The organism is Bartonella bilalgolemi, from assembly GCF_023500045.1.
Classification (GTDB): domain Bacteria; phylum Pseudomonadota; class Alphaproteobacteria; order Rhizobiales; family Rhizobiaceae; genus Bartonella; species Bartonella bilalgolemii.
The window spans coordinates 1-2,067 of the sequence record NZ_JAMCOF010000027.1 but is presented as its reverse complement, the minus strand read 5'-3'; the positions used below and the strand labels follow the sequence as shown (position 1 = coordinate 2,067).

Annotated in this window: 3 protein-coding genes and 2 pseudogenes; 3 read left to right on the top strand and 2 right to left on the bottom strand. The window is 38.6% G+C overall.

The annotated features are described in order from the left end of the window. The 3 genes and pseudogenes from M4Z11_RS07310 to M4Z11_RS07300 all read left to right on the top strand — a co-directional run. A pseudogene (locus tag M4Z11_RS07310) lies at positions 1 to 124 on the top strand (lambda exonuclease family protein); the annotation flags it as partial. Between the two features lie 111 nt (positions 125 to 235). Then, complete coding sequence (locus tag M4Z11_RS07305; protein WP_249678028.1) at positions 236 to 454, top strand: hypothetical protein; 219 nt, start codon at positions 236 to 238, stop codon at positions 452 to 454. A gap of 7 nt (positions 455 to 461) precedes the next feature. Further along, a complete protein-coding gene (locus M4Z11_RS07300; protein ID WP_249678029.1) occupies positions 462 to 1,505 on the top strand; it encodes a tyrosine-type recombinase/integrase in 1,044 nt (347 codons plus the stop codon). Between the two features lie 156 nt (positions 1,506 to 1,661). Here the strand turns inward: M4Z11_RS07300 and M4Z11_RS07295 are convergent, their stop codons facing one another. Beyond that, positions 1,662 to 1,865, bottom strand: coding sequence for a helix-turn-helix transcriptional regulator (locus M4Z11_RS07295; protein ID WP_249678026.1), 204 nt, complete (start codon positions 1,863 to 1,865; stop codon positions 1,662 to 1,664). Between the two features lie 78 nt (positions 1,866 to 1,943). After that, positions 1,944 to 2,067: pseudogene (locus M4Z11_RS07290) on the bottom strand (lambda exonuclease family protein); the annotation flags it as partial.

The following is a 2,067-nucleotide window of genomic DNA, read 5'->3' as shown; positions in this document are numbered from 1 at the left end:
ACGTCTTAAGGTTCAGCGTATTCATCGCAATGATGAGCAGATTGAATCCATCAATCAAGCGGTTGAAACCTTTTTAGAAGAAATCGAACAGGATATCAAACAGATTACAGCTCAAGCTGCTTAAAGTTATGGGGTGCTCTCTCCTCCCAGCACCCCCACCCTTTCCTCAAAACTTTTAAATACAAGCGTGCTTCATGCCACGGGTAAGCTGCATCTCAATGTAAGGAGAAAAAACATGGCACATCGCCTTCCTACTATAACACAACCAGCTATTGCTCGTGCCTTACGAGAAGCAAAAAAACAAGGATGCGAACTCATAGAAATCAAACCTACGGGGGAACTCCTCATCTATCTCAAACCAGGAATAGGCATACCCAATACAGTAACAAATCCAGACAAATTATTCGATATGTCAAAGGATGAATATTACGAAACTTTGCTCTCTAAAATATAATGCTGCCATGCCCAAACCACGTCCTCCTCATCTTGTGAAGCAAATTACTCAGCATGGTCAAATTGTATGGTATGTGCGTATTAATCACGGTCCACGCATCAGAGTGCGCGGAACCTATGGAACGCAAGAGTTTGTTGATAACTATAAAAGTGCGCTTGCTGAATTACACGGTATAATACCTCCTAAACCTAAAATCGGTAAACTGATTGAAGGGTCATTCGCATGGCTCCTCAAACAGTATTTTAACAGTATTCATTGGCATAGCCTCGCTAAAAGTACGAAAAGACAAAGAGAACTCATTTTTATGAAGGTATGTGATACTATAGGAAATATTCCATACAAAGCTATCGGAAAGAAACATATTATAGCTGGTGTTGAACGCCGCAAAGAAAAAATAACAACTGCTCACAATTTTCTAAAAGCACTTAATGGCCTTTTTAATTGGGCAATTGATCAAAGTCTTTTAGAAAACAATCCAACAGTAGGGGTAAAAAGACCAACTTACAACAACAAAGACGGATTTGCTGTTTGGACAGAAAAAGATGTTGAGAAATATTATCACACATGGCCTCATGGTACGCATGAGCGTGTTTGGATTGATGTTCTTCTTTACACGGGTTTGCGTCGTGGTGATGCGGTACGAGTTGGTTGGAAAGATGTGAAAGATAACATCATTCATCTTAAAACAGAGAAAAGCAAATTCCAAACAGATGTTTTTCTCCCTATTTTACCAGAGCTCGCAGAAACTCTTAAAATTGGCCCCATAGGTAATGAAACATTCATTTGTGGGAAAGGTGGAAATAAGCTTGTCAAAGAAAGTTTTGGCAACCTCTTTCGTGAATCCTGTAATGCGGCGGCTATTAAAAAATCAGCGCACGGTTTGAGAAAATTAGCAGCAACACGCGCAGCAAATTCAGGTGCAACAGTTTCACAACTTAAGGCAATTTTTGGGTGGACAGAAGATAAAATGGCATCTCTTTATACAAGAAGTGCTGATCGTAAAAAGCTAGCTCTTGAAGCAATTAAAAAGCTCCAAAAAAATGAGGGATAAGAACCAAAAAAACTCAACAAAATCAATAACCACACAATTCCCTCACTTTTATATAACGTATTGATTTTATTAAAATAAGCTAGTCCGCGTCTGGGCACCATTTTCTTCTTTAACTATCTGTTTTTAAACTACCTTCTATAGTTTGTACAATTTTACCTAATTTGTTCTTATTTGCTCCTTATTTTTCTTTGAAGTAAATGCTAAAATCTCTTTTTTTCTCCATTTCACTGCTCTACCTAACTTATAGGGTTCAGGGAACAACCCTTGAAGCACCCAATTGCGAATCATTGTTGTGGATATGCTAAAAAGCTGTGCACATTCACGCGTTGTTACATATCTATCGCCATCATCAAATATCATATCATTCCCTTTCTCTTTTTTATATGGATTAAATGGGCGGGGACGCTGGGAGATAATAGCAGGAGCGTCCCCATAACTTTAAGCCGCTTGAGCTGTAATCTGTTTTATCTCTTGTTCTATTTCCTCTAAAAAAGTTTCAACCGCTTGATTGATGGATTCAATCTGTTCATCATTGCGATGAATACGCTGAACCTTAAGACGC